Origin of the sequence: Streptomyces sp. NPDC001604, assembly GCF_042893475.1 — a bacterium.
GTDB lineage: Bacteria > Actinomycetota > Actinomycetes > Streptomycetales > Streptomycetaceae > Streptomyces.
Genome location: NZ_JBIAUY010000018.1, coordinates 60,487 through 86,883 on the forward strand (window position 1 = coordinate 60,487; position 26,397 = coordinate 86,883).

Annotated in this window: 26 protein-coding genes; 18 read left to right on the plus strand and 8 right to left on the minus strand. The window is 71.0% G+C overall.

The genetic code is table 11. The annotated features are described in order from the left end of the window. The first annotated feature begins 38 nt into the window (after positions 1–38). Entirely contained in the window at positions 39–611 is a 573-nt protein-coding gene (locus ACFY1E_RS36575; protein ID WP_389084015.1) for a Uma2 family endonuclease, read from the plus strand. Here the strand turns inward: ACFY1E_RS36575 and ACFY1E_RS36580 are convergent. Further along, a complete protein-coding gene (locus ACFY1E_RS36580) occupies positions 602–1,204 on the minus strand; it encodes a rhomboid family intramembrane serine protease (RefSeq protein ID WP_389084018.1) in 603 nt (200 codons plus the stop codon). The two genes, ACFY1E_RS36575 and ACFY1E_RS36580, sit on opposite strands and share 10 nt — an antisense overlap. 143 nt (positions 1,205–1,347) lie before the next feature. Between ACFY1E_RS36580 and ACFY1E_RS36585 the strand changes: the two genes are divergently transcribed. From ACFY1E_RS36585 to ACFY1E_RS36615, 7 genes are all read left to right on the plus strand, one after another. After that, positions 1,348–1,980: a UbiX family flavin prenyltransferase gene (locus ACFY1E_RS36585; RefSeq protein ID WP_389084020.1), complete on the plus strand. Its 633-nt coding sequence runs from the start codon at positions 1,348–1,350 to the stop codon at positions 1,978–1,980. Positions 1,981–2,038: 58 nt separating this feature from the next. Beyond that, entirely contained in the window at positions 2,039–2,494 is a 456-nt protein-coding gene (locus tag ACFY1E_RS36590) for an Lrp/AsnC family transcriptional regulator (RefSeq protein ID WP_030945405.1), read from the plus strand. Between the two features lie 50 nt (positions 2,495–2,544). Continuing rightward, positions 2,545–3,708, plus strand: a complete 1,164-nt coding sequence (gene mqnE, locus ACFY1E_RS36595) for an aminofutalosine synthase MqnE (protein ID WP_365833719.1) — start codon at positions 2,545–2,547, stop codon at positions 3,706–3,708. A gap of 93 nt (positions 3,709–3,801) precedes the next feature. Then, positions 3,802–4,449 (plus strand): UdgX family uracil-DNA binding protein, encoded by a 648-nt coding sequence (locus ACFY1E_RS36600; RefSeq protein WP_389084024.1) that lies wholly within the window; start codon positions 3,802–3,804, stop codon positions 4,447–4,449. Between the two features lie 16 nt (positions 4,450–4,465). Further along, complete coding sequence (locus tag ACFY1E_RS36605) at positions 4,466–4,990, plus strand: GNAT family N-acetyltransferase (protein WP_389084027.1); 525 nt, start codon at positions 4,466–4,468, stop codon at positions 4,988–4,990. 98 nt (positions 4,991–5,088) lie between these two features. After that, positions 5,089–5,397 carry a DUF4229 domain-containing protein gene (locus ACFY1E_RS36610; RefSeq protein ID WP_389084030.1) on the plus strand — a complete coding sequence of 103 codons (309 nt, stop codon included), beginning with the start codon at positions 5,089–5,091 and terminating at the stop codon, positions 5,395–5,397. A 38-nt stretch (positions 5,398–5,435) separates the two neighbouring features. Beyond that, a complete protein-coding gene (locus ACFY1E_RS36615) occupies positions 5,436–6,086 on the plus strand; it encodes a TetR/AcrR family transcriptional regulator (RefSeq protein WP_389084032.1) in 651 nt (216 codons plus the stop codon). Here ACFY1E_RS36615 and ACFY1E_RS36620 read toward each other — a convergent pair. Continuing rightward, the gene (locus ACFY1E_RS36620; protein ID WP_389084303.1) at positions 6,081–6,935 is read right to left on the minus strand and encodes a MaoC family dehydratase; all 855 of its coding nucleotides are present in this window, start codon (positions 6,933–6,935) and stop codon (positions 6,081–6,083) included. The genes ACFY1E_RS36615 and ACFY1E_RS36620 overlap by 6 nt on opposite strands. A gap of 285 nt (positions 6,936–7,220) precedes the next feature. Between ACFY1E_RS36620 and ACFY1E_RS36625 the strand changes: the two genes are divergently transcribed. The 6 genes from ACFY1E_RS36625 (at position 7,221) to kstD (ending at position 16,699) form a co-directional block, all read left to right on the plus strand. Continuing rightward, the gene (locus ACFY1E_RS36625) at positions 7,221–9,173 is read left to right on the plus strand and encodes an AMP-dependent synthetase/ligase (protein WP_389084035.1); all 1,953 of its coding nucleotides are present in this window, start codon (positions 7,221–7,223) and stop codon (positions 9,171–9,173) included. Between the two features lie 257 nt (positions 9,174–9,430). Beyond that, a complete protein-coding gene (locus ACFY1E_RS36630) occupies positions 9,431–11,347 on the plus strand; it encodes an AMP-dependent synthetase/ligase (protein WP_389084037.1) in 1,917 nt (638 codons plus the stop codon). A 131-nt stretch (positions 11,348–11,478) separates the two neighbouring features. Continuing rightward, complete coding sequence (locus tag ACFY1E_RS36635; protein WP_389084305.1) at positions 11,479–13,779, plus strand: MFS transporter; 2,301 nt, start codon at positions 11,479–11,481, stop codon at positions 13,777–13,779. An 81-nt stretch (positions 13,780–13,860) separates the two neighbouring features. Further along, positions 13,861–14,361 (plus strand): hypothetical protein, encoded by a 501-nt coding sequence (locus tag ACFY1E_RS36640; protein WP_389084040.1) that lies wholly within the window; start codon positions 13,861–13,863, stop codon positions 14,359–14,361. Continuing rightward, entirely contained in the window at positions 14,358–14,657 is a 300-nt protein-coding gene (locus tag ACFY1E_RS36645) for a hypothetical protein (protein ID WP_389084042.1), read from the plus strand. The genes ACFY1E_RS36640 and ACFY1E_RS36645 overlap by 4 nt, the downstream gene beginning before the upstream one ends. Positions 14,658–14,908: 251 nt before the next feature. Further along, complete coding sequence (gene kstD, locus ACFY1E_RS36650) at positions 14,909–16,699, plus strand: 3-oxosteroid 1-dehydrogenase (RefSeq protein ID WP_389084045.1); 1,791 nt, start codon at positions 14,909–14,911, stop codon at positions 16,697–16,699. Here the strand turns inward: kstD and ACFY1E_RS36655 are convergent. The 3 genes from ACFY1E_RS36655 to ACFY1E_RS36665 all read right to left on the minus strand — a co-directional run bounded on the left by ACFY1E_RS36655 (position 16,696) and on the right by ACFY1E_RS36665 (position 18,675). Further along, positions 16,696–17,379: a class I SAM-dependent DNA methyltransferase gene (locus ACFY1E_RS36655; RefSeq protein ID WP_389084047.1), complete on the minus strand. Its 684-nt coding sequence runs from the start codon at positions 17,377–17,379 to the stop codon at positions 16,696–16,698. The two genes, kstD and ACFY1E_RS36655, sit on opposite strands and share 4 nt — an antisense overlap. A 274-nt stretch (positions 17,380–17,653) precedes the next feature. Beyond that, complete coding sequence (locus ACFY1E_RS36660; protein ID WP_389084050.1) at positions 17,654–17,968, minus strand: AzlD domain-containing protein; 315 nt, start codon at positions 17,966–17,968, stop codon at positions 17,654–17,656. Then, positions 17,965–18,675 carry an AzlC family ABC transporter permease gene (locus ACFY1E_RS36665; protein ID WP_389084052.1) on the minus strand — a complete coding sequence of 237 codons (711 nt, stop codon included), beginning with the start codon at positions 18,673–18,675 and terminating at the stop codon, positions 17,965–17,967. The genes ACFY1E_RS36660 and ACFY1E_RS36665 overlap by 4 nt, the downstream gene beginning before the upstream one ends. 65 nt (positions 18,676–18,740) lie before the next feature. On the opposite strand from ACFY1E_RS36665, the gene ACFY1E_RS36670 reads away from it, so the two are divergent. Continuing rightward, positions 18,741–19,307 carry a helix-turn-helix domain-containing protein gene (locus ACFY1E_RS36670; protein ID WP_389084055.1) on the plus strand — a complete coding sequence of 189 codons (567 nt, stop codon included), beginning with the start codon at positions 18,741–18,743 and terminating at the stop codon, positions 19,305–19,307. A 112-nt stretch (positions 19,308–19,419) separates the two neighbouring features. Here ACFY1E_RS36670 and ACFY1E_RS36675 read toward each other — a convergent pair whose 3' ends face one another. Next, positions 19,420–19,623, minus strand: a complete 204-nt coding sequence (locus ACFY1E_RS36675; RefSeq protein ID WP_003992177.1) for a cold-shock protein — start codon at positions 19,621–19,623, stop codon at positions 19,420–19,422. A gap of 308 nt (positions 19,624–19,931) precedes the next feature. Between ACFY1E_RS36675 and ACFY1E_RS36680 the strand changes: the two genes are divergently transcribed. Together ACFY1E_RS36680 and ACFY1E_RS36685 are read left to right on the plus strand one after the other, a co-directional pair. Beyond that, positions 19,932–20,780 carry a menaquinone biosynthetic enzyme MqnA/MqnD family protein gene (locus tag ACFY1E_RS36680; protein WP_389084057.1) on the plus strand — a complete coding sequence of 283 codons (849 nt, stop codon included), beginning with the start codon at positions 19,932–19,934 and terminating at the stop codon, positions 20,778–20,780. A gap of 67 nt (positions 20,781–20,847) precedes the next feature. Then, a complete protein-coding gene (locus ACFY1E_RS36685) occupies positions 20,848–22,650 on the plus strand; it encodes a protein kinase (RefSeq protein ID WP_389084059.1) in 1,803 nt (600 codons plus the stop codon). Positions 22,651–22,661: 11 nt separating this feature from the next. Here the strand turns inward: ACFY1E_RS36685 and ACFY1E_RS36690 are convergent, their stop codons facing one another. Next, positions 22,662–23,732 (minus strand): sugar ABC transporter substrate-binding protein, encoded by a 1,071-nt coding sequence (locus ACFY1E_RS36690; protein WP_389084062.1) that lies wholly within the window; start codon positions 23,730–23,732, stop codon positions 22,662–22,664. A 211-nt stretch (positions 23,733–23,943) separates the two neighbouring features. Beyond that, positions 23,944–25,716 carry a sigma-70 family RNA polymerase sigma factor gene (locus ACFY1E_RS36695; protein ID WP_389084065.1) on the minus strand — a complete coding sequence of 591 codons (1,773 nt, stop codon included), beginning with the start codon at positions 25,714–25,716 and terminating at the stop codon, positions 23,944–23,946. A gap of 240 nt (positions 25,717–25,956) precedes the next feature. Here ACFY1E_RS36695 and ACFY1E_RS36700 point away from each other — a divergent pair, with 240 nt between their 5' ends. Continuing rightward, positions 25,957–26,370, plus strand: coding sequence for an SsgA family sporulation/cell division regulator (locus ACFY1E_RS36700; protein WP_389084067.1), 414 nt, complete (start codon positions 25,957–25,959; stop codon positions 26,368–26,370). Positions 26,371–26,397: the final 27 nt, after the last annotated feature.

The window sequence follows — 26,397 nt, forward strand, 5'->3', positions numbered from 1 at the left end:
TGCGGCCTACCATCGAGTGCAGAGAGAGGGAGGCTGACGTGACCGTCTCGGACAGCGACCGTCTGCACTCGCAGCTCGCCCGGTACGAGGACATGTTCCGCGGGTACCGGATGGAGATTGTCGAGGGCAATATCGTGATGAGTCCGCTCAGGCCGTTCCACAACGAGACCATCGTGCGGCTGTGGACCCAATTGGAAGCTCAGCTCGGCCAGGAGTGGGCCTTCATCAGCGATGTCGCGATCCCGTTCAGCGAGGACTTCGAGTTCTGCCCTGACCTTGCCCTCATCCCGGCGGCCGAGAAGAACCGCAACCTCACCGCTTACGCGCCTGACCTGATGGAGCTCGCCATCGAGGTCGTTTCGCCGTCCAGTGTCCGCAACGACTACGAGGTCAAGAACAAGCAGTACGCGGCGCGAGGCATCCCGAACTACCTGATCTTCGATCCCACGAAGGGACATCTCGTCACGCTCTGGAACCCCGGTCCGGACGGCTACCTGGGACGCGACACGTTTCCCTACGGCGGCAAGGTCACCGTGGAGACCAAGATCGGACGGCTGGCCATCGACACCGACCGCCTTCCCGTGGATCCGGAAGCGAGCCCTCACCCCTGAATCGCGCGGGCCTCCACACGCCGCCGGAACCAGAACGCCGCTGCCACGCCCGCCGCCAGGCCGATCAGATGGCCCTGCCAGCTGACGCCCGTCTGCAGCGGGGAGAGGCCCAGCAGGATCGAGCCGCCCCACACCGCACCCACCAGCAGACCCACCACGACGCCCAGCGGCCGCCGCTCCACGAAGCCGCTGACCAGCAGGAAGCCGAAGAGGCCGAAGATCAGGCCGGAGGCGCCCGCCGTGTTGGTGTGCGCCGGGGCTATGAGCCACACCCCCAGTCCGTCCGCCACGATGACGAACAGGCACAGCGCGGCGAACCGGCGTATCCCGCCCAGCGCCGCCAGGAAGCCCATGACCAGTAGCGGCACACTGTTGGCGGCCACATGGGCGAATCCGAAGTGGATGAACGCGGCCGGTACGACATCCACCAGCTCGGACGGCTCGCGCGGTGTGATGCCCAGCCCGTCCAGCGCATGGCCGCTGATCACGTCGACCACTTCCAGCAGCCACAGCAGCGCGACCCAGCCCACCATCAGCTTGGCCGCGGCCTTCGCCCGGTCCCCGCGCGACCACTCGAGCCCGCTGTCCGACATGGCAACCCCCACCGCTCACTCGTCCCCGCCTGAAGAACGCCCGAGCCCCCTCGACCGGTTCCCACCCTGCGAGGCCGGATAGGCTCGGTGTTGTGAACCCAGCCAAGCCAGGAGAGACGGCGCGTACACCTTGGATCGTAGGGGTGTCCGGGGCCTCCGGCACGCCTTATGCCGCGTCGGTGCTGCGCGCGCTCCTGGAGGCCGGCGAAAGCGTGGACCTGGTCGTCAGCCGGGCCTCGCGACTCACGCTCCTGGACGAGACCGGGATCTCGTTCCGCGACGCGCACTGGCGCGACGACCTGCGGGAATGGCTGGGCCGGGGGGCCGAGGGCAAGCCCGGGGTCTATGACGCGGACGTCGACGGGGTGCGGTACTGGCCCGCCGGGGACCTGGCCGCGGGGCCGTCCTCGGGCTCGTACCCGAGCAAGGGCATGCTGATCGTGCCCGCCTCCACCGCCTGTGTGGCCGGTGTCGCCCTCGGCCTTTCCAAGGACCTGCTGCAGCGCGCGGCGAGTGTCACGCTCAAGGAACGCAGGCCGCTGGTCGTGACCGTGAGGGAGACCCCCTTGAACGGTCAGACCCTGCGGCACCTGGTGGCGCTCGACGACGCGGGCGCGACCGTGGTGCCCGCCTCGCCCGCCTTCTACGCGGGCGCCACCCACATCCAGGACCTGGTGGACTTCGTAGCCGGGCGGGTGCTGGACGCGGCGGGCGTCGAGCACGGTCTGTACCGGCGCTGGGCGGGCGAACTGGGCGGCGGGAGCGCCGGCCGGTAGGGCACGCCGCAGTACCTCTCATCTACTCGGGAATCTTCAGCGGAAGGCATCGAATCGCATGGACGCGGTGGACAGGCAGCTCATCCAGGCCCTGAGGGAGAACGGCCGGGCCTCGTACGCGGAGCTGGGGCGCCTCGTCGGCCTGTCGGGACCCAGCGTCACCGACCGCATCAACCGGCTGGAGGCGGCCGGCGTCATCACCGGCTACCGCGCCACCGTGGACGCAGCCTCGCTGGGCCTCGGCGTCACCGCCCTCATCGGCATCTCGCTGTCCGACGCCGCCGACCACGAGGACGTGGCCCAGCGGATGAAGGAGCTCAGCGAGATCGAGGATTGCTGGTTCATCGCCGGCGACGACTCGTACATGCTCAAGGTGCGGGCGAACGACGTGGACGGCCTGGAGAAGATCATCCGGCGGCTCAGCGGAACCAAGGGGGTCTCCCGTACGCGTACGACGATCGTGCTCTCCACGAAGTGGGAGAACCGGGTCGGGGAACTGCCCGAAGAGGTCTGAGATCGTAGGCGTACGGTGGGGTCGAGCTGTCGTAGAAAGAGGTTGAGGGTATGGACGTCGGGCTCAAGCGCGAGCTGGAGGACAAGGTCAGGGCCGGTGAACGGCTGACCCGCGAGGACGGCATCGCGCTGTACGAGTCGGACGACCTGGCCTGGCTCGGCGGCCTCGCCCACGAGGTGCGCACGCGCAAGAACGGTGACGTGGTCCATTTCAACGTCAACCGGCACCTCAACATGACCAACGTCTGCACCGCCTCCTGCGCCTACTGCTCCTTCCAGCGCAAGCCGGGCGAGAAGGACGCGTACACCATGCGCATCGAGGAGGCGGTGAAGCTCGCCAAGGCGATGGAGGGCGAGAACCTCACCGAGCTGCACATCGTCAACGGCCTGCACCCCAACCTGCCGTGGCGCTACTACCCGCGTTCGCTGCGGGAGCTCAAGGCCGCCCTGCCGAACGTCTCGCTCAAGGCCTTCACGGCCACGGAGATCCACCACTTCGAGACGATCTCCGGGCTGAGCGCGAGCGAGATCCTGGACGAGCTGATCGACGCGGGCCTGGAGTCCCTCACCGGCGGCGGCGCGGAGATCTTCGACTGGGAGGTCCGCCAGCACATCGTCGACCACCGCACGCACTGGGAGGACTGGTCGCGCATCCACCGCCTGGCGCACGAGAAGGGTCTGAAGACCCCGTGCACCATGCTGTACGGCCACATCGAGGAGCCGCGGCACCGCGTCGACCACGTGCTGCGGCTGCGGGAGCTCCAGGACGAGACCGGCGGCTTCCAGGTCTTCATCCCGCTGCGCTACCAGCACGACTTCGTGGACATGAAGGACGGCAAGGTCCGCAACCGGCTCCAGGCCCGGACGCAGATGGCGACCGGCGCGGAGGCGCTGAAGACCTTCGCGGTCTCCCGGCTGCTGTTCGACAACGTCCCGCACGTCAAGGTCTTCTGGGTCATGCACGGTGTGCAGACCGCGCAGCTCGCGCTGCAGCACGGGGCGGACGACATGGACGGGTCGGTCGTCGAGTACAAGATCACGCACGACGCCGACAATTACGGCACGCCGAACAAACTGACCCGTGAGGATCTGCTGGATCTGATCCGGGATGCTGGGTTCCGGCCGGTGGAGCGGAACACCCGGTACGAGATCATTCGGGAGTACGAGGGCCCGGACCCGGCTCGTCGGGAATCTCCGCAGCCGATGCGGGTCTGAGTTCGGCTGCGGGTTGGCGGGGGCTTGTCGCGCCCCGCGGCGGAGCCGCAAACAGATACGGTCCCGCGCCCCTTGCGGGGGTACTCGGGGCGCATGGTTACGAAGGCTCCCGAGGATGCCTATACCGCTGAGCCCTTCCTTCCCGAGCGCGGCGGGCTTCCCGCCCTGCGCAAGGCGGCGGCGGAATGCAGGGGCTGCCCGCTGCACCGGGACGCCACGCAGACCGTCTTCGGTGCGGGGAACGCGCACGCGCGCGTGATGCTCGTCGGGGAGCAGCCCGGGGACCAGGAGGACCGGCAGGGGAAGCCGTTCGTCGGGCCTGCGGGCAAGCTGCTCGACCGGGCTCTCGCCGAGGCCGGGCTGGATCCGGCGGACGCGTACGTCACCAACGCCGTCAAGCACTTCAAGTTCACCCAGGCCGAACCCCGCAAGCGCCGTATCCACAAGGCGCCCAGCCTGCGCGAGATGACGGCGTGCGGACCGTGGCTGGCCGCCGAGCTGGCCGTGGTGGAACCCGAGCTGATCGTGGTGCTGGGGGCGACCGCCGGGAAGGCGCTGCTGGGCTCCTCGTTCCGGGTCACGCAGGTGCGCGGGACGGTCCTGGAGGAGGAGATCCACGGCAGGCGGGAGCGGCTGGTGCCGACCGTGCACCCCTCGGCGGTACTGCGGGCGGACGACAGGGAGGCGGCCTACCGGGGTCTCGTCTCGGATCTCGAGGTGGCGGCGCGGGCGCTGTCGTAATGCGTACCATTGCCCGGTGTCCCTTACCTTCACTCTCGACCCCGCCGTCACTCCCGCCCTGCGCGACGGGATCCTCGACCTGTGGGCCGACGTCTCGAACGCGGGCGGTTCGGTCGGCTTCGTACCGCCGGTCACGGCCGAGGACATACGGCCGGAGCTCGTGAAGCACTTCGTCGCCATGGCCGAGGGGCGGAGCCGGCTGCTGGTCGGGCTGGACGAGTCGGGTGCGGTCGCGGCGAGCGCCTTCTTCAGCTTCAACACCCACCGGCTGATGCAGCACTGGGTGTGGCTGTACACGGTGATGGTGCACCCCCGCCACCAGGGCAAGGGATACGGCCGGGACCTCCTCGCCGCCGCCGAGGACGCGGCCCGCGGCTTCGACGGGATCGACGCGATCCGGCTCACCTGCCGCGGCGGGAACGGCCTGGAGCGGTTCTACGGCTCCTGCGGCTACAAGGAGGTCGGCCGGGTCCCGGGCGCCATCCGCGTCGCCCCGGACGACTACCGCGACGACGTCTTCATGCTGCTGCCGCTGGGCTGAGAGCCCGCACACCCCCCTGCAAGATCGGGTCCCGGGCGTGCTTCACTGGACGGTGCCCTTTGGGAATGTTCGTACCGTTGACGGAAGAGTGGATTGAGATGCTCCGCTACACGCTGATGCGCCTCGGGATCTTCGCGGGCTGCTTCGTGGTCGTCTGGGGCCTCGTCTACTCCGGCATCGTCCCGCGCGGCTACGGCGCCTCCAACTTCATGTGGATCTGCCTGCTGGCGCTGGTGATCTCCGCTCCCATCAGCTTCGTCGTCCTGCGCAAGGAGCGGGACCGCGCCTCCGTGCAGGTCGTCGAGCGGGTCGACCGGATGAAGGCCGGCTTCGCGGCGAACGCCGCCCAGGAGGACGAGGCGGACGACGCGAGCCGCTCGCAGGGCCAGGCACCCCAGGCCTCCTAACGGGGTTGAGGGCGCCCGCTCCCAATTACCCTTGCCCCATGGGTGCCGTGAAGACCAAGCGGATGCCGCGCGCGGTCCGTGAGCAGCAGATGTTGGACGCCGCCGTGCGGACCTTCGGGCAGCGCGGGTACATGGCCGCGTCGATGGACGAGATCGCCGAACTGGCGGGCGTGTCCAAGCCGTTGGTGTACCTGTACCTGAATTCGAAGGAAGACCTGTTCACGGCCTGCATCCGCCGGGAGGCGACGGCGCTCGTCGAGGCCGTCCGGGCCGGGGTCAGGCCCGAGCTGCCCGCCGACCGTCAGCTCTGGGAGGGGCTGCGGGCGTTCTTCACGCACACCGCGCAGAACCCGGACGGCTGGGCCGTGCTGCATCTGCAGGCCCGTACCCGCGAGCCCTTCGCGGCCGAGGTCACCGCGATGCGCGAGGAGATCGTCGCGTTCGTGACGCAGCTCATCGTCGTCGCGGCGAGGGAGGCCCACCGCAATCCGAACCTCCCCGAACGGGAGGTCGCCGGACTCGCCGAGGCCTTGGTCGGGGCCGCCGAAGCCCTCGCCGCCTGGGCCAACGCCACCCCCGGCACCACGGCCCGCCAGGCGGCGGCCACCCTGATGAACTTCGCCTGGGCGGGCCTGGGCAACCTCATGGACGGGCGGCCCTGGTCGCCGCCGCCCACCCCGGAGTCATGACGAGGCGTCAGCCGCCCCGAGGCCGCTGACGCTTCCGCTCACATGGACGCGGCCCCCGCTCCCGCGCAGCTCGAACCGCTCCCCGTCCGCCGCATACGTCACCGTCCCCGGCAGCAGCACCGGGGCCCTGAACCGCGCCTCCACGCGGGCGCGTTCGGGCACGCCGTGCGCGGCGAGGCAGCGGGCCACCGTCCACATGCCGTGCGCGATGGCGCGCGGGAAGCCGAAGAGGCGGGCGGTGAGCGGGTGCAGATGGATGGGGTTGCGGTCGCCGGACGCGGCGCCGTACCGCCGCCCGACGTCGGCGGCCAGCCGCCACTCGGCGACGGCGGGCAGTTGCTCCCGGTCGTCCCCGGCCGGCTCACCGGACTGCTGCGTCCGGTGCCGTGCCAGATAGGTGCTCCGCGACTCCCAGACGACCTCCCCGCCGGCCCGCATCTCGGTGATCACCGAGGCCTCGGTGCCGCGCCGATGCGGCTCCAGCCCGCCGACGTACACGGCGATTTCGTACTCCCCGGTCGCCGTGGGCGCGCGCCGCTGCGTGATCTCGATCGAGGTGTGGACCAGGCCGAGCAGCGGCAGCGGGAAGCCCCGGTCGCTCATCAGCCGCATGGCCAGCGGGAAGCCCAGCACCTGCGGATAGGTCGGCGGCAGCGCGTCCTCGCCGGTCGCGAAGCCGCACACCCGCTCGTACGCCGCCAGCCGCGCGAGGTCGATGCGCAGTCCGGGCAGGACGAGCCGGCTGCGGGGGAAGTCGGCGTCCGGGCGCGGGCGTTTGAAGGGGGACAGCAGGGCGCCGCGGGCGAGCAGCGGCCCGAGGGCGGGCGTACCGGGCAGGACGACGGACATCGACATTCCGAGACTCCCCATGAGCGGCTCTGCTTACTCCAGAGTCAGGTTACCCGAGGTAAGGGCAGGTGGGGGCGGGTCAGAAGATGAAAAACGTTCACCATCCCGTCCGGCCCGTCGCTATCGGCCAGAAAAGCCACGAGCTTGCACATCCCCGACGCATCCCCGCCGCCGGACCACCTTGGAACCCACACCGGCTCATCACGGGCGCGCCGTACGATCACCTCCCCCCAGCCTGCGGCAACTCCCCCGCAGGGCAACTCTGGTGAACGTCTGGAGTCGCCCGTGTCCACCTCGCAGCCGTCCGCGCCCGCCGTCGTCCACGCCACGACGTACGACGGCACGCCGGTACTCGTGGAGCCCGTGATCCGGCGGCTGGACGGGGAGGTGCGCGAGGTCTCCGTGCCGCCCTTCGTCCCGTCGGTGACCTACGGCTCGCTCGCCGACCTGCCCTTCGACAACGCCCGCATCGCCCCCGACGACAAGGTGCTCAGCCGTCGCACCGAATCAGGCCGGTGGGCGGACGTGACGGCGGCAGAGTTCGCCGACCAGGTGCTGGCGACGGCGAAAGGCCTGATCGCCGAGGGGCTGGTGCCGGGGGACCGGCTCGGTGTGATGGCGCGGACGATCTACGAGTGGACGCTCCTGGACTTCGCCGCCTGGGCCGCGGGCCTGGTCACCGTCCCGATCTATCCCACCTCCTCGGCCTTCCAGACCCGCTGGATCCTCCAGGACTCCGGCGCGGTCGCACTCGTCACGGAGACCGCCGCCCAGGCGGCGGCCCTCGGCCCGGAACGCGACCGCGTGCCGGACCTGCGGCACCTGTGGGTCGTCGAGAAGGGCCATGTGGAGCGGCTGGCGGAGCAGGGCGGCCAGGTGCCGGACCAGGAAGTGGACGTGCGGCGCGGGATGCTGAGCCCCGACACGCTCGCCACCGTCGTCTACACCTCGGGCACCACCGGCCGCCCCAAGGGCTGTGCGATCACCCACGGCAACTTCTTCGCCGAGGTCGACAACGCGATCGAGCTCCTCTATCCCGTGTTCCGCGCGCGGACCAGCGAAGAGGCCTCCGTCCTGCACTTCCTCCCGATGTCCCACATCTTCGGCCGCATGGTCGCGGTCGCCTGCATCCGCGCCCGGGTCCGGCTGGGTCACGCGCCGAGCCTGAAGGCGGACGAACTCCTGCCGGACCTGGCGAGCTTCCGGCCGACCTGCCTGGTCGCCATTCCGTACATGCTGGAGAAGGTGTTCAACGTGGCCCGCGCGAAGGCGGAGGTCGGCGGCCGGGTCACCTCCTTCGACCGCGCGGCGGGCGTGGCCCGGCGGTACGGGGAGGCGGTGGAGGCCCGCCACGCCGGTACGGGACCCGGCCCGAGCGCCGCACTGAAGGCCGCCCGCGCCTTCTACGACCCGCTCGTCTACCGCCGTATCCGGGGCGCCATGGGCGGCAGGGTCCGCTACATGATCTGCGGCGGCTCCCCGCTGGGCCGCAGGCTGGCCGCGTTCTACTTCGGGGCGGGCATCGAGATCTACGAGGGCTACGGCCTCACGGAGGTGACCGGCGCGTCCACCGTGACCCCGCCGCTCAAACCCCGTCTGGGCTCGGTGGGCTGGCCGATACCCGGCACGAAGGTCCGTATCGCCGCCGACGGCGAGATCCTGCTCGCCGGTGACCACGTCCTGCGCGGCTACTGGGACCCGAACGCGGGCGGCGTCGTGCCGGCGACCGTCGACGGCTGGCTGGCCACCGGCGACATCGGCCGCCTCGACGAGGAGGGCTACCTCTACATCACCGGCCGGAAGAAGGAGTTGCTGATCACGGCGGGCGGCAAGAGCGTCGCGCCTGCCCCGCTGGAGAACTGGCTGCGCGCCCACCCCCTGATCTCCCAGGTCATGGTCGTCGGCGATGCCCGCCCCTACGTCGGCGCCCTGATCACCCTGGACATGGAGGGTGTCAGCCACTGGCGCCGGATGCGCGGCAAGCACCCGGTCCCGGCCCAACTGATCCTGGACGACGACGAGTTGCGACAGGTCCTGCAGCGGGCAGTGAACGAGGCCAACAAACTGGTCTCCCGCCCGGAATCCATCCGCCGCTTCACCATCCTCCCGGTCGACTTCACGGAGGAGGCGGGACATCTGACCCCGTCGATGAAGCTGAAACGGGAGCTGATCGCAGAGGAATTCGCCGAGCAAATCGAGGAGTTGTACAACTCTTCCGGTGCGGCAGCGCCCCGATAGGGGCGCGGGGCTGTATCGATTGCGGCTCCGCCGCGGGGGCGCGACCAGCCACAACGGACCCGCAGACGACAGACGGCAGCCCCCGGCACAACCCCACCGCAAAACCCCCGGCGGGCCCGCACCAACTCCCCATGCCCGACACGTACTATCGGGTAACCCGCGGTAACCCCTCAGCCGCACACCGCTGGTGAACGTCTCGGTACACGCAGCACGTACAACAGCACAGCGGTACCGAGCTGCACGCCCCAGGAGCTGCCATGTCCGTGCCCGTGCCCTATCCGTCCGCGTCCGACTACGACGGCGTCCCCCAGCTGGTGGAGCCCGAGATACGGCGGCTGGACGGCGAAGTGCGTGAGGCGTCGGTCCCGCCGCTCGTCCCGCCGCCCACCCACGGCTCGCTCGCCGACCTGCCGTTCGACAACGCGGAGGCGGCACCCGACGCCCGCGTCGTCAGCCGCCGCACCCAGGACGGGAACTGGGCGGACGTCACCGCGGCGGAGTTCGCCGAGCAGGTCCTGGCCCTCGCCAAGGGCCTGATCTCGGAGGGGCTGGTGGCAGGCGACCGTATCGCCGTCATGGCGCGGACGATCTACGAGTGGACGCTCCTCGACTTCGCCGCCTGGGCCGCGGGCCTCGTCACCGTCCCCATCTACCCCACCTCCTCCGTCTACCAGACGCGTTGGATCCTCCAGGACTCCGGCGCGGTGGCCCTGGTGACGGAGACCGCCGAGCAGGCGACGGCCCTCGGCCCGGAGCTCAGCCGACTGCCCGACCTGCGGCACATGTGGATCGTGGAGAAGGGGCACCTGGAGCGGCTGGCCGAGCTCGGCGCACCCGTGCCCGGCCAGGAAGTCGCCGTACGACGCGGCATGTTGGTCCCCGACACGCTCGCCACGGTCGTCTACACCTCGGGCACCACCGGCCGCCCCAAGGGCTGTGTCCTCACGCACGGCAACTTCCTCGCCGAGGTCGACAACGCGACCGAACTCCTCTACCCCATCTTCAAGTCGAAGTCGGAGGACCCGGCCACGCTGCTCTTCCTGCCCATGTCGCACGTCTTCGGCCGCATGGTGGCGATCGCCTGTATCCGCGCCCGGGTCCGCCTGGGCCACGCCGCGAGCCTCCAGGCGGACGACCTCCTGGCCGACCTGGGCACCTTCCGGCCGACCTTCCTCCTCTGCATCCCGTACATGCTGGAGAAGGTCTACAACAACGCCCGCGCCAAGGCGGAGGTCGGCGGCCGGGTCTCCGCCTTCGACCGCGCGGCGAGCGTGGCCGTCCGCTACGGCGAGGCGATGGAGGCCCGGCACGCCGGCACCGGCTCCGGCCCCGGCGCCTCCCTCAAGGCGTCCCGCGCCTTCTACGACCCGCTCGTCTACCGGCGCATCCGCAACGCCATGGGCGGCCGCATCCGCCACATCATCTCCGGCGGCTCCCCGCTCGGCCGCCGCCTGGCCGCCTTCTACGCGGGCGCCGGCATGGAGATCTACGAGGGCTACGGCCTCACCGAGTCCACCGGCGCCGCCACGGTCACCCCGCCCCTCAAGCCCCGCCTGGGCACGGTGGGCTGGCCCATGCCCGGCACCAGGGTCCGCATCGCGGCGGACGGCGAGATCCTCCTCCAGGGCGGCCAGGTCTTCCGCGGCTACTGGGACCCGCACGGCGGCGGAGTGATCCCCTCCTCGGCGGACGGCTGGTTCCCGACGGGCGACCTCGGCCGCCTCGACGACGAGGGCTACCTCACGATCACCGGCCGCAAGAAGGAGATCCTGATCACGGCGGGCGGCAAGAACACCGCGCCGGCACCCCTGGAGAACTGGCTGCGCTCGCACCCCCTGATCTCCCAGTGCATGGTCGTGGGTGACCGCCGCCCGTACATCGCCGCACTCGTCACCCTCGACATGGAGGGCGTCAGCCACTGGCGCCGGATGAACGGACGGCACCCCGTCCCCGCGGAACTCCTCGTCGACGACGACGAGTTGAAGGCGATCCTGCAACGTGCGGTCGACGAGGCGAACAAGCTCGTCTCCCGCCCGGAATCCATCCGCCGCTTCGTCATCCTCCCCCGGGACTTCACGGAGGTGGAGGGCCATCTGACCCCGTCGATGAAGCTGCGGCGGGAGGCCGTGATGCGGGACTTCTCCGCGGAGATCGAGAGCCTGTACGAGCGGTGAGCCGCCACGTGTGAATCTTTCGTACGTCCCGACGGCATCGCATCGAAACGTTTGCGTTTCGCTCCTCTCTGCACCTAGGTTGGTGTACGAAACGGTTTCGGACCGATCTGGGGAGCACCATCGTGGAAGTCATCCCGGCCGCCGCTGCCGCCACCGCCCAGGCCGGGCCGCCCGGCCCCACCCAGGCTCCGTCGAAGCACCGCTGGTGGGCGCTGGCCGTGATCGGCCTCGCCCAGCTCATGGTCGTCCTCGACGCCACCATCGTGAACATCGCACTGCCGTCCGCCCAGCAGGACCTGGGGTTCGACAACAACGGCCGGCAGTGGATCGTCACCGCCTACTCCCTGGCCTTCGGCAGTCTGCTGCTGCTCGGCGGCCGGCTCGCCGACCTCTTCGGCCGCAAGACGACCTTCATCGTCGGCATCGTCGGCTTCGCCGCGGCCTCCGCAGTGGGCGGCGCGGCCGGCGGCTTCACCATGCTGGTCGTCGCGCGCGCGGTGCAGGGCCTGTTCGGCGCGCTGCTCGCGCCGGCCGCGCTCTCCCTGCTGACCACGACCTTCACCGAACCCAAGGAACGCGCCAGGGCGTTCGGCATATTCGGTGCCATCGCCGGCTCCGGCGCGGCCGTCGGCCTGGTCCTCGGCGGTCTGCTCACCGAGTACCTGGACTGGCGCTGGACGCTGTACGTCAACGACGCCATCGCGGTCCCGGCGCTGATCGGTGCGATCGTCTTCATCGGCCGCTCGATCCCCGCCGAACGGCCGAAGCTCGACATCCTCGGTGTCGTCCTGGTCTCCGGCGGCCTGTTCGGCATCGTCTACGGCTTCGCCAACGCGGAGACGCACGACTGGGGCAACTGGATGACCTGGGGCTTCCTCGCCGCAGGTGCCGTCCTGCTGGTGGCGTTCTTCCTCTGGCAGACCCGTGCCGAGCACCCGGTGCTGCCGCTGCGCGTCCTGGCCGACCGCGACCGCGCCGCCGCCCTGTCGACCATCCTGATCTCGTCCGCGGGGATGTTCGGCGTCTTCCTCTTCCTCACCTACTACCTCCAGTCGACGCTCGGCTACTCGCCGGTCAAGAACGGTGTGGCCTTCCTGCCGATGGTGGGCGCGCTGATGGTGCTGGCGCAGATCTCCACCAACTGGCTGGTCCCGAAGATCGGCCCCAAGATCGTCGTGCCCACCGGCATGCTGCTCGCCCTGGGCGGCATGATCTGGCTGACCCGCCTCGACCTGGACAGCAGCTACGCCGCGCATGTGCTGGGCCCGCTACTGCTGCTGGGTGCCGGGCTCGGCATGTCGATGCCCGCGGCGATGAGCTACGCCACCCTCGGCGTCCAGGCGAGCGACCAGGGCGTGGCCTCTGCGGCCCTCAACACCACCCAGCAGGTGGGCGGTTCGATCAGTACGGCGCTGCTGAACACCCTGGCCGCGACCGCCGCCACCGACTACGCCAAGGACCATCTGTCCGACCCCCTGGTCAAGGCGAACGCAGCCCTGCACAGCTACGAGGTCGCCTACTGGTGGTCGGCCGGGTTCTTCGCCTTCGCCGCGGTCGTCACGGCCCTGCTGTTCCGTGCGAAGAGGAACGCGAGCGAGGCCGCGGAACAGGCCGGGGAACAGGCCGAGGCCCCCGTCCCGGACGGTCCTGCGGCGGTGACCGCGGTCCGTACGGACGCGGCCGTCATCCGCGGGCAGGTGCGCAACGGCACGGGCGTCCCCGTTGCACGCACCGCGATCACCCTGCTGGACACGTCGGGACGCCAACTGGCCCGCGCCGTCTCCCGCGAGGACGGCACCTACGCGGTGGACACCGCCGAGCGCGGCACCTTCGTCCTCATCGGCTCGGCGCCCGGCTACCAACCGCAGGTCTTCACGCTGACCCTGAACGGCGCACCGGTCTCCCACGACCTCGTGATCCTGCCCGGCCCGGGCGGCCTGGCCGGCACGGTGTACGGCGGCGACGGCGAGGTCCTGCCCGGCGCGCTGGTGGTGGCCACCGACCGGCACGGCGACGTGACGGCCTCCACCACCACCGCCACGGACGGCGCTTACGGCATCGGCGACCTGCTCCCCGGCGACTACACGCTCAGCGTCAGCGCCCCCGGCCATCGCCCGACCGCCGTACCGGCCACGGTCACCGCCGAGACCGCCCGCTGCGACATCCGGCTCGTCGTGGCAGCGACCCTGCGGGGCACGGTGCGCACGCCGGACGGGCGTGCGCTGGACGACGCCCGCGTCTCCCTGATCGACGCCGCAGGCAATGTCGTGGGGACCCGCACCACGAGCGTCGACGGCAGCTACGCCTTCACCGACCTCTCCAGCGAGCAGTACACCGTGATCGCCAGCGGCTACCCGTCGGTGGCCACCCAGGTCACGCTGAACGGCAGCCAGGAGGGTGTCGACATCCAGCTCGGCCACAAGGAGGCCTAGCACCCACCGACCCCCACTCGTCGGGCACGCGGGGCATGTCAGCGAGGTTAGAGGCAACTCCGGTCAGGGCATCAGGAGTTGGTGACGTCCGAACCGGCCGGCCCCGGCGGGGACCCCGCCCGTGCGGAAGAGCCCGACCCCGCACCGGAACTCCTCGACCTCTACAAGATGGCCGTCGAGATGTCGGACCGTGTCTCCGCCCGGCGCGGCGCGGCGAACGCATTCTTCCTCTCCGTTCAGACCGCATTCATCGGCGCGCTGGGCCTCACCGCCACGGAAAACCGGAATGTGCCGTGGTGGGCCGCGCTGGTACTGACGCTCGCCGGAATCTCCATCTCGCTCGTCTGGTGGCTCCAGTTACGCAGTTACCGCGTGCTCAACCACGCGAAATTCGACATCATCAATGCCGTCGAACCGCGGCTCCCCCTACAGATATTCAGCCAGGAGTGGGAGATACTGACGGGGAATCCGGACGGCCCGTGGTGGACCAGGTACACCGAGTTGGGTTCGACCGAACGGAAAGTCCCCTGGGTATTTGCGGCATTGCACGCAGGTCTGTTCATCGGCATACTCTGCACGTGAGTTATCTGCGCGCGGACGCCGGTCTGATCCGCGAACTCCTGCCGCCGGAGGCCCGGCCCCCGTCGGACGCCGACGGCCTCTTCCTTCTCTACGCCGTCCTCATGCGCGCCAAGGGGGAACTGGTCACCGCGGCCGATGTCCACGACGCCTGGACCGCCTGGATGGAGAACCGGGATCCGGGCCATGCCGCACTCGTCCCCTTCGACGAGCTCTCCCGGGCCACCCAGTGCGAGGACGAGCCCTACGTCCAGGCCATCCAGGCCGCGGCCCGGGTCCGGGCCAAAGAAGCGTCCTGAAGAGAGTGACGGGTGAGCCCTGAACGAAGGGCGGCAATAAGGGGCCGATTCTTTCGACCGGCTATTTCCTTCGCTGTCGGGCGGGCGTCCCGAGGGTGTCCCGGATTCCCAATCGCCGCAGACCGCCGGAATACCCCGTACCGCTTCTGCCTCCGGCCTTGACTTCCCAAGACCCCCGCGCCACATTCCCACCCCGCACCTGAGCGCCTGAGCAACTCACCCCACCCCTCGTCCGGTTGGAGCGACCTGCCATGGTCACGAGCGCGGAACCTGTGAGACGTACGGCACGACCCACCCGGAGGCAGGTGCTCGGTACCGCGGGCACCACCGGTCTCGCCCTGGCCGTCGGCGCGGGCCCCGGCACCAGCACGGCGACCGCCGCCGACCTCCCCCTCCTCGGCACCTATGACGTCGTGGTGATCGGCTCCGGCGCGGCCGGTATGACCGCCGCGCTCACGGCGGCCAAGCGGGGGCTGAGCACCGTCGTGGTCGAAAAGGCCCCCACCTTCGGCGGATCCGCCGCACGTTCAGGTGCCGGCATCTGGATCCCCAACAACCCCGTGATCCTCGCCGCCGGCGTCCCGGACACCCCCGCCAAGGCCGCCGCCTACCTCGCCGCGGTCGTCGGCCCGGACGTACCCGTGGCCCGGCAGAGCGCCTTCCTCGCCCACGGCCCTGCCATGATCTCCTTCGTCATGGCCAACAGCCCGCTCCGCTTCCGCTGGATGGAGGGGTACAGCGACTACTACCCGGAGCTGCCGGGCGGTCTGCCGGGCGGCCGCTCCATCGAGCCCGACCAGTTCGACGGCAACCTCCTCGGCGCCGAACTCGCCCATCTCAATCCGCCGTACATGCAGGTTCCTTCCGGCATGGTCGTGTTCAGCGCCGACTACAAGTGGCTCGCCCTCGCCGCCGTGAGCGTCAAGGGCGCCGCCGTCGCCGCCGAGTGCCTGGCGCGCGGCACGAAGGCGGCGCTGCTGGGGCAGACGCCGTTGACGATGGGGCAGTCGCTGGCCGCCGGGTTGCGCAAGGGGCTGCTGGACGCGGGCGTCCCCGTCCGGCTGGGCACCCCGCTGACCGACCTGTTCGTCGAGAGCAGTGCCGTCACCGGGGCGGTGGTCACGAAGGACGGCGCCCCCGGGCTGGTACGCGCCCGCCGTGCCGTGGTCGTCGGCTCCGGCGGCTTCGAGCACAACGGTGCCATGCGCGCCCAGTACCAGCGGCAGCCCATCGGGACGGAGTGGACGGTCGGCGCGAAGGAGAACACCGGCGACGGCATCCGGGCGGGACGACAACTGGGCGCCGCACTCGCCCTCATGGACGACGCCTGGTGGGGACCGGCCATCCCGCTCCCCGACCAGCCCTACTTCTGTCTCGCCGAACGCACCCTCCCCGGCGGCCTGCTCATCAACGCGGCGGGGTCCCGCTTCGTCAACGAGGCCGGCCCCTACAGCGACGTCGTCCACACCATGTACGACCGCAACCCCACCGACCCGGACATCCCGGCCTGGCTGATCGTCGACCAGAACTACCGCAACCGGTACCTGTTCAAGGACGTCGCCCCCACTTTCACCTTCCCCGACGACTGGTACAGCTCGGGCGCGGCGCACAAGGCCTGGACCCTCGACGCCCTCGCCTCCTCCGTCGGCGTTCCCGCCGCGGCCCTGCGCGCCACGGTCGACCGCTTCAACTCCCTTGCCCTCAAAGGGACCGACAGCGACTTCCACCGCGGCGACAGCGCGTACGACCACTACTACACGGACCCCTCCGTCCTCCCCAACTCCTGCCTGGCACCCCTGTGGCTGCCCCCGTACTACGCCTTCCGCATCGTCCCCGGGGACCTCGGGACGAAGGGCGGGCTGGTCACGGACGCCCGGGCCCGGGTGCTGCGGCCGGACGGCTCGGTGATCCCCGGCCTGTACGCCGCCGGGAACGCCAGCGCCGCCGTCATGGGACACAGCTACGCCGGGGCCGGGTCGACGATCGGACCCGCGATGACGTTCGGGTACATCGCGGCGCTGGACGTCGCCGGGGCGCTCTAGGAGGCCACCACCGCCGGCTTGCGGGCTATGAGGAAGGCCTGCGGGGAGGTCTCCTCCAGGCTTTCCTCCGGCTCCCGCACCGTCTGCGAGAGGAGCGCGAAGCCGGCGTCCGTCAACAGCCGGATCATCTCCTCCGGTCGGCGGCGCAGGAAGGTCAGGGAGACCGGGCGGCCCCAGGGGCGGTCGTGGTGACGGTGCTCGTCGCCCGCCTGGAAGCCGACCAGGAGGTGGCCGCCGGGTGCGAGCACCCTGTGGAACTCGGCGAACAGGGCGGGCAGTTCGTCGGCCGGGGTGTGGATGGAGGAGTACCAGGAGAGCGCCCCGGCCAGCGTCCCGTCGGGGATGTCCAGGTCCAGCATCGAGCCCTGCTCGAAGCGCAGCCCCGGGCTCTCGCGGCGGGCGACCGCCAGCATCGACTCCGACAGGTCGAGGCCGAAGACGTCCACTCCGAGCGAGGCGAGGCGGGCCGTCGTCCGGCCGGGACCGCACCCCAGGTCGGCCACCGGCCCCTCACCGCCCACGAGTGCTGCGAACACCTCGATCACCGCCCGCTCCAACGGCCTGCCCACGAGCTCCCGCTCGAACCGGGCGGCGTAGTCCTCGGCCACGGCGTCGTAGAACGTCCGGGTGCGGGTGAGGAAGTCGGGTTCGGGCGCGGTCGCGTCGCGGGTCTCGGTCATGCTCAAAACGGTAGCGACCACCACTGACAACGGACCGGCCCCGACCTCCTGCGCCCCCCTCGGCCGGTCCGTCCCGGTCCGTGCGCCTGGGCCCGTGCGCCTGGGTCGGTCCGTCTCGGCTCGTGCGCCTGGGTCGGTCCGTCTCGGCTCGTGCGCCTGGGTCGGTCCGTCTCGGCTCGTGCGCCTGGGTCGCGGCTAGGAGATCAACAGGATCGAGCGCCGCGCGACTCGCGGTCACCCCCGCTCACCCCACCGCCGCTTGCCCCACTCCCACTCACCCCACCCCCGCCGCCCGCAGCACCGCCGCCGTCCCCGCAGCCGCCAGTACCACCACCGCGAACGGTGCCCTCCGCCACGCCAGCACGCCCCCGACCAGGACCCCGGCCGGACGTGCCCAGCCCGCGAAGCCCCCGCTCTCCGTCAGCGTGCCCGTCGCCAGCAGGGCGGCCAGCAGCACTACCGCACCCGCCGACAGCAGCTCCTGGACCCGCGCCGGTAGCTCCACGCGCCCGTGCAGCGCCGGACCGACCAGCCGGAAGGCGTACGTCCCGACCGCCAAGGCCAGGATCATCGCGACCGTGGCGCTCATGCGGAGGCCCCCTTGCGGCGGTGCAGGACCAGCCCCACCAGCGCCAGCAGCACCGGCACCCCCGCCGGAACGACCGGCGTCACCGCGAGGGCCAGGGCGCCGCCGAGCAGCGCGGACCGCCGTATCCGGGCGTCCGCCCGCAGGGTGGGCAGCACCAGGGCCACCAGTACCGCGGGGAAGGCCGCGTCCAGTCCGTACGTCGCCGTGTCGCCCAGCGCGCCCCCGGCCAGCGCTCCGGCCAGGACACCCACGTTCCACACGACGAACAGGCCGATCCCCGAGACCCAGAACGCCTTCCGCCGCCGTGCCGGATCGGCCTGTGCCAGGGCGAAGGCCACCGTCTCGTCGGTGACGAGGTGGGCGCCGACCAGACGGGTGAGCCGGCCCGGCCCGAGGGTGTCGGCGATCGCGAGGCTGAAGGCGGCCGCGCGGGTGTTGAGCAGCAGACCGGTGGCCGCCGCGGCGATCGGGCCACCCCCGGCCAGCATGACTCCGACCGCGCTGAACTGGGCGGAGCCCGCGTAGACCACGAGGGACATCACCACCGGCACCCACACCGGCAGACCCCCGGCCACGGCGATCGCTCCGAAGGAGACACCGACGATGCCGCTGGCGAGCCAGACGAGGGAGGCGTCGCGGATCAGGTCCCGCGACGGGGAGGGAGTCGATGGGCCGGGTGCGGAGGTCGTTCGCCATACCGTACGCATGTTCTCTAGAGTGAACAGAAGAAGCGCCGTTCGTCAAGGCGAACGGTCGTACCGATGGAGCGAACATGACGTCCGATCTGCCACCCCGGCTCCCCCTGGACTGGATCGCGGCCGCGCTGCGCCGCGAGCGCACCCGTGCCGGGCTGTCCCTCTCCGAGCTGGCCAAACGGGCCGGGATCGCGAAGTCGACGTTGTCGCAGCTGGAGAGCGGGAGCGGAAATCCGAGCGTGGAGACCCTCTGGGCGCTGGGGGTGGCCCTGGGGGTGCCGTTCAGCGCGCTGGTGGAGCCGCCCGCCCCTGCCGTGCACGTGATCAGGGCGGGAGAGGGGCCGGTCGTGGCCTCCGAACGGGCGGACTACCGGGCCACCCTGCTCTCCGCGAGCCCCCCCGGCGCCCGGCGTGACATCTACCACCTGCGCGCGGAGCCAGGACCCGCCCGTGAGTCGGAGCCGCACATCCCGGGTTCGGTGGAGCACCTGATCGTGTCCACGGGGAGGCTGAAGGCCGGCCCGGCGGGGGAGACCGAGGAACTCGGGCCCGGGGACTACATGACGTATCGCGGGGATGTGCCGCACTCGTACGAGGCGCTGGCGCCCGGGACGACGTTCGTGCTGGTCATGCAGCATGTGTGAGCCGTACGGGGCAGATGTGGGGAAAAAGGCAGGAGCCCCGCTGCCTTGCGGCGCGGGGCTCCTTGGGTACTGCTCTCAGTTCCGGATCAAAGCACCAGGCTCCGAGACCGAATCAGACGGGGGTGACGTTCTCCGCCTGCGGGCCCTTGGGGCCCTGGGTCACGTCGAAGGAGACCTGCTGGTTCTCCTCCAGCGAGCGGAAACCGCTCGCGTTGATGGCGGAGTAGTGGACGAACACGTCCGGGCCGCCACCTTCCTGGGCGATGAAGCCAAAGCCCTTTTCGGCGTTGAACCACTTCACGGTTCCGGTAGCCATAAGCCCTCCTTGGGCCCAAAGGGTTGCCCTGCTCCAGAACCTGCAAGTGTGAAAACAGTGCTGCACAACTGCATACGTCTGAAAACGACGAGAGCCCGCGGTTACATGCTCCGCAGGCTCTGTACTGCAAGGGAAACCAAACTGCAACTTGCGGCGAGCCTAGCACGCGGGCAGCCGAAAGCAATAGAGGGCAAGATCACGTCACCCAGACGTTTGAAGATCGTCTGAGTGGGGTTGACGGGGCGCCGGTGACGCCGACACACCACCCTGAAGGCTGCACCGTACCCCATGGGGTCTAGCCTCGCGATGTGGACAATTCTCGCACCCGGCCGCGCGTCGGCCACATCCAGTTCCTGAACTGCCTGCCCCTGTACTGGGGGCTCGCGAGAACGGGCACGCTCCTCGACTTCGAGCTCACCAAGGACACCCCCGAGAAGCTCAGCGAGCAGCTGGTGCAGGGAGACCTCGACATCGGGCCCATCACCCTCGTCGAGTTCCTCAGGAACGCGGACGACCTGGTCGCCTTCCCGGACATCGCGGTGGGATGCGACGGACCGGTGATGTCCTGCGTGATCGTCTCGCAGGTCCCGCTGGACGAGCTGGACGGCGCCCGGGTCGCGCTCGGCTCGACCTCGCGCACCTCCGTCCGTCTCGCCCAGCTCCTCCTGGCCGACCGCTACGGCGTCCAGCCCGACTACTACACCTGCCCGCCCGACCTCAGCCTGATGATGCAGGAGGCCGAGGCGGCGGTACTCATCGGGGACGCGGCCCTGCGGGCGAACCTGCTCGACGGCCCGCGCTTCGGCCTGGAGGTGCACGACCTCGGCGCGCTGTGGAAGCAGTGGACGGGGCTGCCGTTCGTCTTCGCGGTCTGGGCGGCGCGCCGGGACTACCTGGAGCGCGAGCCGGAGATCACCCGCAAGGTCCACGAGGCCTTCCTCACCTCCCGCAACCTCTCCCTGGACGAGGTCGGCAAGGTCGCCGAGCAGGCGGCCCGCTGGGAGGACTTCGACGAGCGGGTACTGGAGCAGTACTTCACCACGCTGGACTTCCGCTTCGGCGGGCCGCAGCTGGCCGCGGTCGCCGAGTTCGCCCGGCGGGTCGGTCCGACGACCGGCTTCCCGGCCGACGTGAAGGTCGATCTGCTGCAGCCGTAAGCCGTACGGGAACGGCGCACTACCCTTTTCTCGTCGTTACGGGGGATACGGGGGAGGGGTGGACGCCATGCAGCCGCTCGGAGCCGACGAGCCCACCGTCGTGGGGCCCTACCGGCTGCTCGGCCGGCTCGGCTCCGGCGGGATGGGCCGCGTCTACCTGGGTCGCAGCGCCGGGGGCCGCACGGTCGCCGTCAAGATCGTGCACCCGCACTTCGCGCTCGACGAGGAGTTCCGCGCACGCTTCCGCCGCGAGGTGGAGGCCGCGCGGCGGGTGGGCGGCGCGTGGACGGCTCCGGTGCTCGACGCGGACCCCACGGCGGCCGTCCCCTGGGTGGCCACGGCGTACGCGGCGGGACCGTCGCTGGCGTCGGCGGTCACGGACGGCGGCCCGCTGCCGGCCCATTCGGTACGGGCGCTGGGTGCGGGGCTGGCGGAGGCGCTGGCGGCGGTGCACGAACTGGGCCTGGTGCACCGGGACGTGAAGCCGTCCAACGTCCTGCTGACGCTGGACGGCCCGCTGCTGATCGACTTCGGCATCGCGCGGGCGACGGACGGTACGGCGTCCCTGACGTCGACCGGCGTGTCCATCGGCTCGCCCGGTTACATGTCGCCCGAGCAGATCCTCGGGAAGGGGGCCACGGGGGCGGCCGATGTCTTCTCGCTGGGCGCGGTGCTGGCGTATGCGGCGACCGGCCGGCCGCCGTTCCCCGGGGACTCGTCCGCGGCGCTGCTCTACAAGGTCGTCCACGAGGAGCCCGAACTCGGCGCGCTGGGCGGTGAGTTGCGGGAGGTCGTGGAGGCGTGCCTGGTCAAGGAGCCGGGGCAGCGGCCGACGCCGGGTGAGGTGGCACGGCGGCTGGCTCCCGAGGGGGCGGCGCGGCTGGTGGCGGGCGGGTGGCTGCCGGGGACGCTGGTGGAACAGGTGAGCCGCAGCGTAGTGAAGCTGCTGAACCTGGAGGCGGGGGACGAGGCGCCCTCCGGGCCGGTGGGGTTCAGCAGCCCCTCGGTCGGGGATGCGGTGACGGCCGGTGGAGAAGCGGCCGGGCGGTCGACGGCCGGCCGGGAGGTGGCCGGGAAGTCGACGGTGGGGGAGTTCGGGCCTGCACCGGTGATGCCGGAGGCTGCGGCTTCCTCCGCCCCCTCGGTTTCCGCGCCCGCTGTCCCTGTCCCTGCCGCTCCTGCCTCTGCCGTTGATGCGCCTGCCGCGTACGTGCCCGAGCCGCGGGACGCGCCTCCCGTCGAGCAGGTTCCGGGCAGGCTTTCCGTGTCCGTCGCGGCGACGTCCGCACCGGGGGAGAGCGGTCGCGGACGGCGGCTGAGCTGCACGGTGGCGCTGGCGGTCGCCGGGGCGCTGGCGGCCGTGACGGTGGGGTCGGTGTTCCTGTTCGACCTGTTGCCGGGCAGCAGTGAGAACGACGCGGGCGGTTCGAGCAGCGGGGCGTACTCCCCGCGGCCGGGCGCCAGGTCGAGCGCCTCACCCACCGACGACTCCACCGCCGCCGACGGCGCCACCGGGTCCGCCGTGCCGGCCGGCTACCTCGGCACCTGGGAGGGGCAGGGCCTCGTCCTCGACGGTGCCCTGCCCGCGGGTACCTTCCGGGTCACGGTCCATCAGGCGGGCGTGGGCGAGGAGTTGGGCCGAGTCCGGCAGACCGACCAGCTCGGGGGCGTCTGCAACGACGTACTGACCCTGAAGAAAGTGACGAAGCAGGAGCTCGTCACGACGTCGGTGGGCGCCAAGTCCAATCACACCGGCTGCAACCCGGTGGCGCACACGGTGCGGTTGGCCCGGGTCGGCAGCGACCTCAAGTACATGTCGGACAGCGACGCGGAGGGCAGGCCCACGGCGCAGATGTCGAAGGTCGACTAGCCGGAGCGCAGTCAGCGGTTGTTGCCCCAGAGGGACGTGTCGTCGCTCCTGAGACTGGGAACCCCGCCGTAGGTCCCGCCGTCCGCGGTCACCAGCGGGGCGGGGAGCTGGTCCTCCAGCACCCCCTTGCGGACTTGGACGATCGTGCTGTCGTGGTCGGTCCGGCCCGGCTTGAACGTCTTGCCTTCGATCGCCGCCTTCAGATAGGAGAGGGCGTACTTCGCATAGAGGTCGGCGGGCTGGGAGACCGTTGCGTCGATCTTGCCCCGGGCGATGCTCTCGAGCTCCCTGGGGGTGCCGTCGTTGGAGACCACGAACACGTGGTTGGCGTCCTTCGGGCCGACCAGCAGACCCTGTTGCCGGAGCACCTGGAGGGTGCCCGAGAGCGCGGAGCTGGCCTGCATGTAGACGCCCTTGATGTCCGGGTGGTCGGTGAGATCCGACTGCAGCTTCCGGGCCGCGATCGCCCCGTCCCAGTTGGTCGCCTCGCCGAAGACCTGGATCTTGGGGTAGTTCTTCTTCATGCACCCGTTGAACCCCTCGGTGCGGTCCCGGGCATTGATCGAGGCGAGGTCGCCTTCGAGCATGACGACCTTGCCCTCACCGCCGAGCTCGGTGCCGAGGAACCGGCAGGCCTTCTCGCCGTACGCGCGGTTGTCGGCGCGGACGATCATGTAGACGTGGCCGGTGTCGGGGCGGGTGTCCAGGGTGACCACGGGGATCTTCTGGGCGGACAACTGCCGCAGGACGGGCCCGATCGCGCCGGTGCTCTGCGGGGCCATCGCCACGCCCTGCACCCCGTGGATGATGAGCGTCTGCACGTCGGCGGCGAGATTGCCGACGTCGTTCTGCGAGTTGGTCGTCTCCAGCCTCAGCCCGAGCTCCTTGGCGAACCGAGGGGTGTACTCGATGTACGAAGTCCAGAAGTCGGTGTCGGAGCGGGGGTAGTCGACGCCCACCACCGGGGCCCCGTTCGCGCCGGCCCCCGGGTCGGCACCGGAGCCGCCGCAGGCGCTGAGCGCGACGACGGCGAGGACGGCGACGGTGCCGAGGCCGGGATGTCTGAGGCGGCGGGTCTTCACGGGGGGCTCTCCCTGCGGACGGTTTCATGCCGGAGATCAGGCCCGGGGGCGGATCGGTGGCCCGTGCATGCCGCCGTGGTTTCCGCTGCTCATCAGGCCTCCTCGCCCCCCACTGTAGACGTCGCGCCCACCCGGCAGACGGGTGCGCGCGGGCGCACCGTGAACCTGTGATCCGTGGGTGGGGGAGCGGGGCCTCTCGGCCTTGGCGCATCTACTCCGAGCCGGGCCCCGCACTGCCGTGCGGGCCCCCGCAGCCGCCTCCGGGAGGTGTGGGCACCGGTGGAGCGGCAGGCCCGGAGCCGGACGGGGGCTCGCTCCCGGCGGGGCTGGGCGTGCTCGGTGCGGGGTCCGGGGCGGGCTGTGCCACAGGGGGCTGGCCCGTGCCCTCCGCGGGGGGAGCAGGGTCTTCAACAGGCCCGGGCACCACAGGAGTCGGATTCTCGGGCTCCGGTGCCGGCGCGCCCGGGGACTCGGGTCCGGGGGTGTCCTCGGTCGGAGGTGCCGGAGTCTGCGGGGGCTGTTCGGTCGGAGCCGGGGGTTCCGGGTACGGGTTGGTGGGCGTGGGAGTGGGGACGGGCGTGGGGACGGGCGTGGGAGTAGGAGTGGGCGAGGGCGAGGGCGAGGGCGGGGCCTTCGGGTCCTGGCTCGAACCGCCCGTCTTCGGGGGCGCCGGGTCCTTGCCCTTCGGTGCCGGTTTGGTGGGCTTTTTCGGTGCCGGCTTGGTGGGCTTCTCAGGTGCGGGCTTGGTGGGCGGCGGTGTGTCGTCCGTGCTGCTCCCGGCCGTGTTCCCACCCGGAGCCGGAGTGGGCCCATCGGCATGACGGGGCTTCGGTACGGACGGTGCGGTGCTGCCGGTGCCCGCCGTACGCACCCGTTCGCTGTCCTGAACGCCGGCCGCGTGAGCCTGCGTACCGCCCTTCTTCGGTGCCCCGTTCCGCGGGCCCTTCGACGGCGGCCCCGCCGGCGTCCCGGCCACCGGGACCTGAGCCGCGGGTGCGTCGGCCACCGGAGTGCGCTGGGCCGGCATCCGACCGGCGTCGGCCGGCCCGAGGACGAGCAGGAGCGCGGCGGCGCCCGCCACGACCGCCCCGGCAGCCGCCGCCACCTGGGTCTTCGAACCGCCGACCGCCATGTGGCGCACTCCGTGCAGCAGTCCGCCGTGCCCGCCGGCCGCGGTCGCCGCACCGGCCGGTCCGGCGGTCAGGGCGAGCAGGAACCTGCCCGCACCGCCCACCGCGAACACGAGAAGTGCCGGGCCGACCAGTGCGGGCAGCCGGTCGTTGGCGCTCATCAGGGCGGCCAGCCGCGCCCGGCAGTCGTCGCACGCGTCCACATGCCCGAGCAGCCGCTCGGACTGCTTCGCCGTCGCCGCACCCCGTACGTACGCGGGCATCCGCGCCCAGTACACCTGGCATGCGGGGTCGTCGGGCGCACCGGTCTGCGTCCGCAGGAACGCCTGCCGCATCCCCTCCCGGGCCCGGTGCAAGAGCACCGCCGTGGCACCCTCCTTGGTCCCGAGCTGCGGGCCGATCGCGGCCAGCGGCTGCCCCTCCGCCTCGGCCAGCCACAGCGCCTTCACCCACCGCTCGGGCAGCTGCTCCAGCACCCGTACCAGCAGGTCGACGGAGGACACCCGCTCGGCGGGGTCGTCCGTGTGCGGGTGAGCGTCCGTCTCGACCCGCTCCTCGCCGTGCGGGTCCCGCGGCGTCTCGCGGACCGCGCTCCCGGCGGCGATCGCGAGGTGGCGCACCGTCGTCATCAGATACGCCGGCACGTTGTCGATCTCGTGCCCCGCGGCCAGCCGCCGCCACACCCGGAAGTGCGCCTCGGCGACGAGGTCTTCGGCGGTCCAGGCGTTCCGGGTGAGCGAGCGGGCGTATGCGACGAGTCGCGGCTGCTGTTCCTCGTAGATCCGGGCATACGCGGCCGTGGCGGCGTCGGACGCGGAAGCCGGTGCGGACACTGCAGTGGAACCGTCGGACATGGCGGAACGCTCCAGTTGCCTACTACTGAGGGCGGAGAGGATTTTGTAAGCCTAGATGGCAAAAGTTTCAATCAAAGTTGCGGCTCATCGGCGATGTGGCGCACGTCACTGGGGTTGTTTTCTGTTGCGGCGTAATGCCTGCGCTCCAAAGGGGCTCCCAAGAGGTGCACAGGCCCAACGGGCCGCCGCAGAACCCGACATGCTCGAAATGCTCTACATGCCCGAAAAGGGAGCCCCCTCGTGTACATAGCCCTGGAGCAGCCCACCGGCGCCCACCTGCTCACCCCCGACCAGGAGGAGCTGGCGGTGCCCGTCACCCTCCGCTATCTCTCCGACGACCCGCTGGCGGTGCATTTCGTCTTCCCGGCCTGGATCTCGCTCGACGACGAGGAGGTGACCTGGACCTTCGCCCGCAGCCTCCTCGAGGAGGGCCTGGACGGACCCGCCGGTCTCGGCACGGTACGGCTCCGCCCGCACGGCCAGGCCCACACCGTCGTGGAACTCCACGCCCCCCAGGGCATCGCGGCGGTCCGCTTCGAGACCAGAGCGCTGTACCGCTTCCTGCTCCGCTCCTACACGGTCACCGAACCGGGCGGCGAGCCCCTGGAACCGGCCCTCGACCGGGGGCTCGCCTCTCTGTTCGGCGCTGTGTGAGGCTGGGGGCCACGGTTTCGCAGGCCA

Excerpts from the sequence above, each read along its gene's own strand:
- ACFY1E_RS36660 (WP_389084050.1), bottom strand. The coding sequence starts at position 17,968 with ATGAGCGCCACGGTCGCGATGATCCTGGCCTTGGCGGTCGGGACGTAC.
- ACFY1E_RS36630 (WP_389084037.1), top strand. The coding sequence starts at position 9,431 with ATGTCCGTGCCCGTGCCCTATCCGTCCGCGTCCGACTACGACGGCGTC.
- ACFY1E_RS36615 (WP_389084032.1), top strand. The coding sequence starts at position 5,436 with ATGGGTGCCGTGAAGACCAAGCGGATGCCGCGCGCGGTCCGTGAGCAG.
- ACFY1E_RS36610 (WP_389084030.1), top strand. The coding sequence starts at position 5,089 with ATGCTCCGCTACACGCTGATGCGCCTCGGGATCTTCGCGGGCTGCTTC.
- mqnE (WP_365833719.1), top strand. The coding sequence starts at position 2,545 with ATGGACGTCGGGCTCAAGCGCGAGCTGGAGGACAAGGTCAGGGCCGGT.
- ACFY1E_RS36655 (WP_389084047.1), bottom strand. The coding sequence starts at position 17,379 with ATGACCGAGACCCGCGACGCGACCGCGCCCGAACCCGACTTCCTCACC.
- ACFY1E_RS36580 (WP_389084018.1), bottom strand. The coding sequence starts at position 1,204 with ATGTCGGACAGCGGGCTCGAGTGGTCGCGCGGGGACCGGGCGAAGGCC.
- ACFY1E_RS36670 (WP_389084055.1), top strand. The coding sequence starts at position 18,741 with ATGACGTCCGATCTGCCACCCCGGCTCCCCCTGGACTGGATCGCGGCC.
- ACFY1E_RS36685 (WP_389084059.1), top strand. The coding sequence starts at position 20,848 with ATGCAGCCGCTCGGAGCCGACGAGCCCACCGTCGTGGGGCCCTACCGG.
- ACFY1E_RS36590 (WP_030945405.1), top strand. The coding sequence starts at position 2,039 with ATGGACGCGGTGGACAGGCAGCTCATCCAGGCCCTGAGGGAGAACGGC.
- ACFY1E_RS36620 (WP_389084303.1), bottom strand. The coding sequence starts at position 6,935 with ATGTCCGTCGTCCTGCCCGGTACGCCCGCCCTCGGGCCGCTGCTCGCC.
- ACFY1E_RS36665 (WP_389084052.1), bottom strand. The coding sequence starts at position 18,675 with ATGCGTACGGTATGGCGAACGACCTCCGCACCCGGCCCATCGACTCCC.
- ACFY1E_RS36695 (WP_389084065.1), bottom strand. The coding sequence starts at position 25,716 with ATGTCCGACGGTTCCACTGCAGTGTCCGCACCGGCTTCCGCGTCCGAC.
- kstD (WP_389084045.1), top strand. The coding sequence starts at position 14,909 with ATGGTCACGAGCGCGGAACCTGTGAGACGTACGGCACGACCCACCCGG.
- ACFY1E_RS36600 (WP_389084024.1), top strand. The coding sequence starts at position 3,802 with ATGGTTACGAAGGCTCCCGAGGATGCCTATACCGCTGAGCCCTTCCTT.
- ACFY1E_RS36675 (WP_003992177.1), bottom strand. The coding sequence starts at position 19,623 with ATGGCTACCGGAACCGTGAAGTGGTTCAACGCCGAAAAGGGCTTTGGC.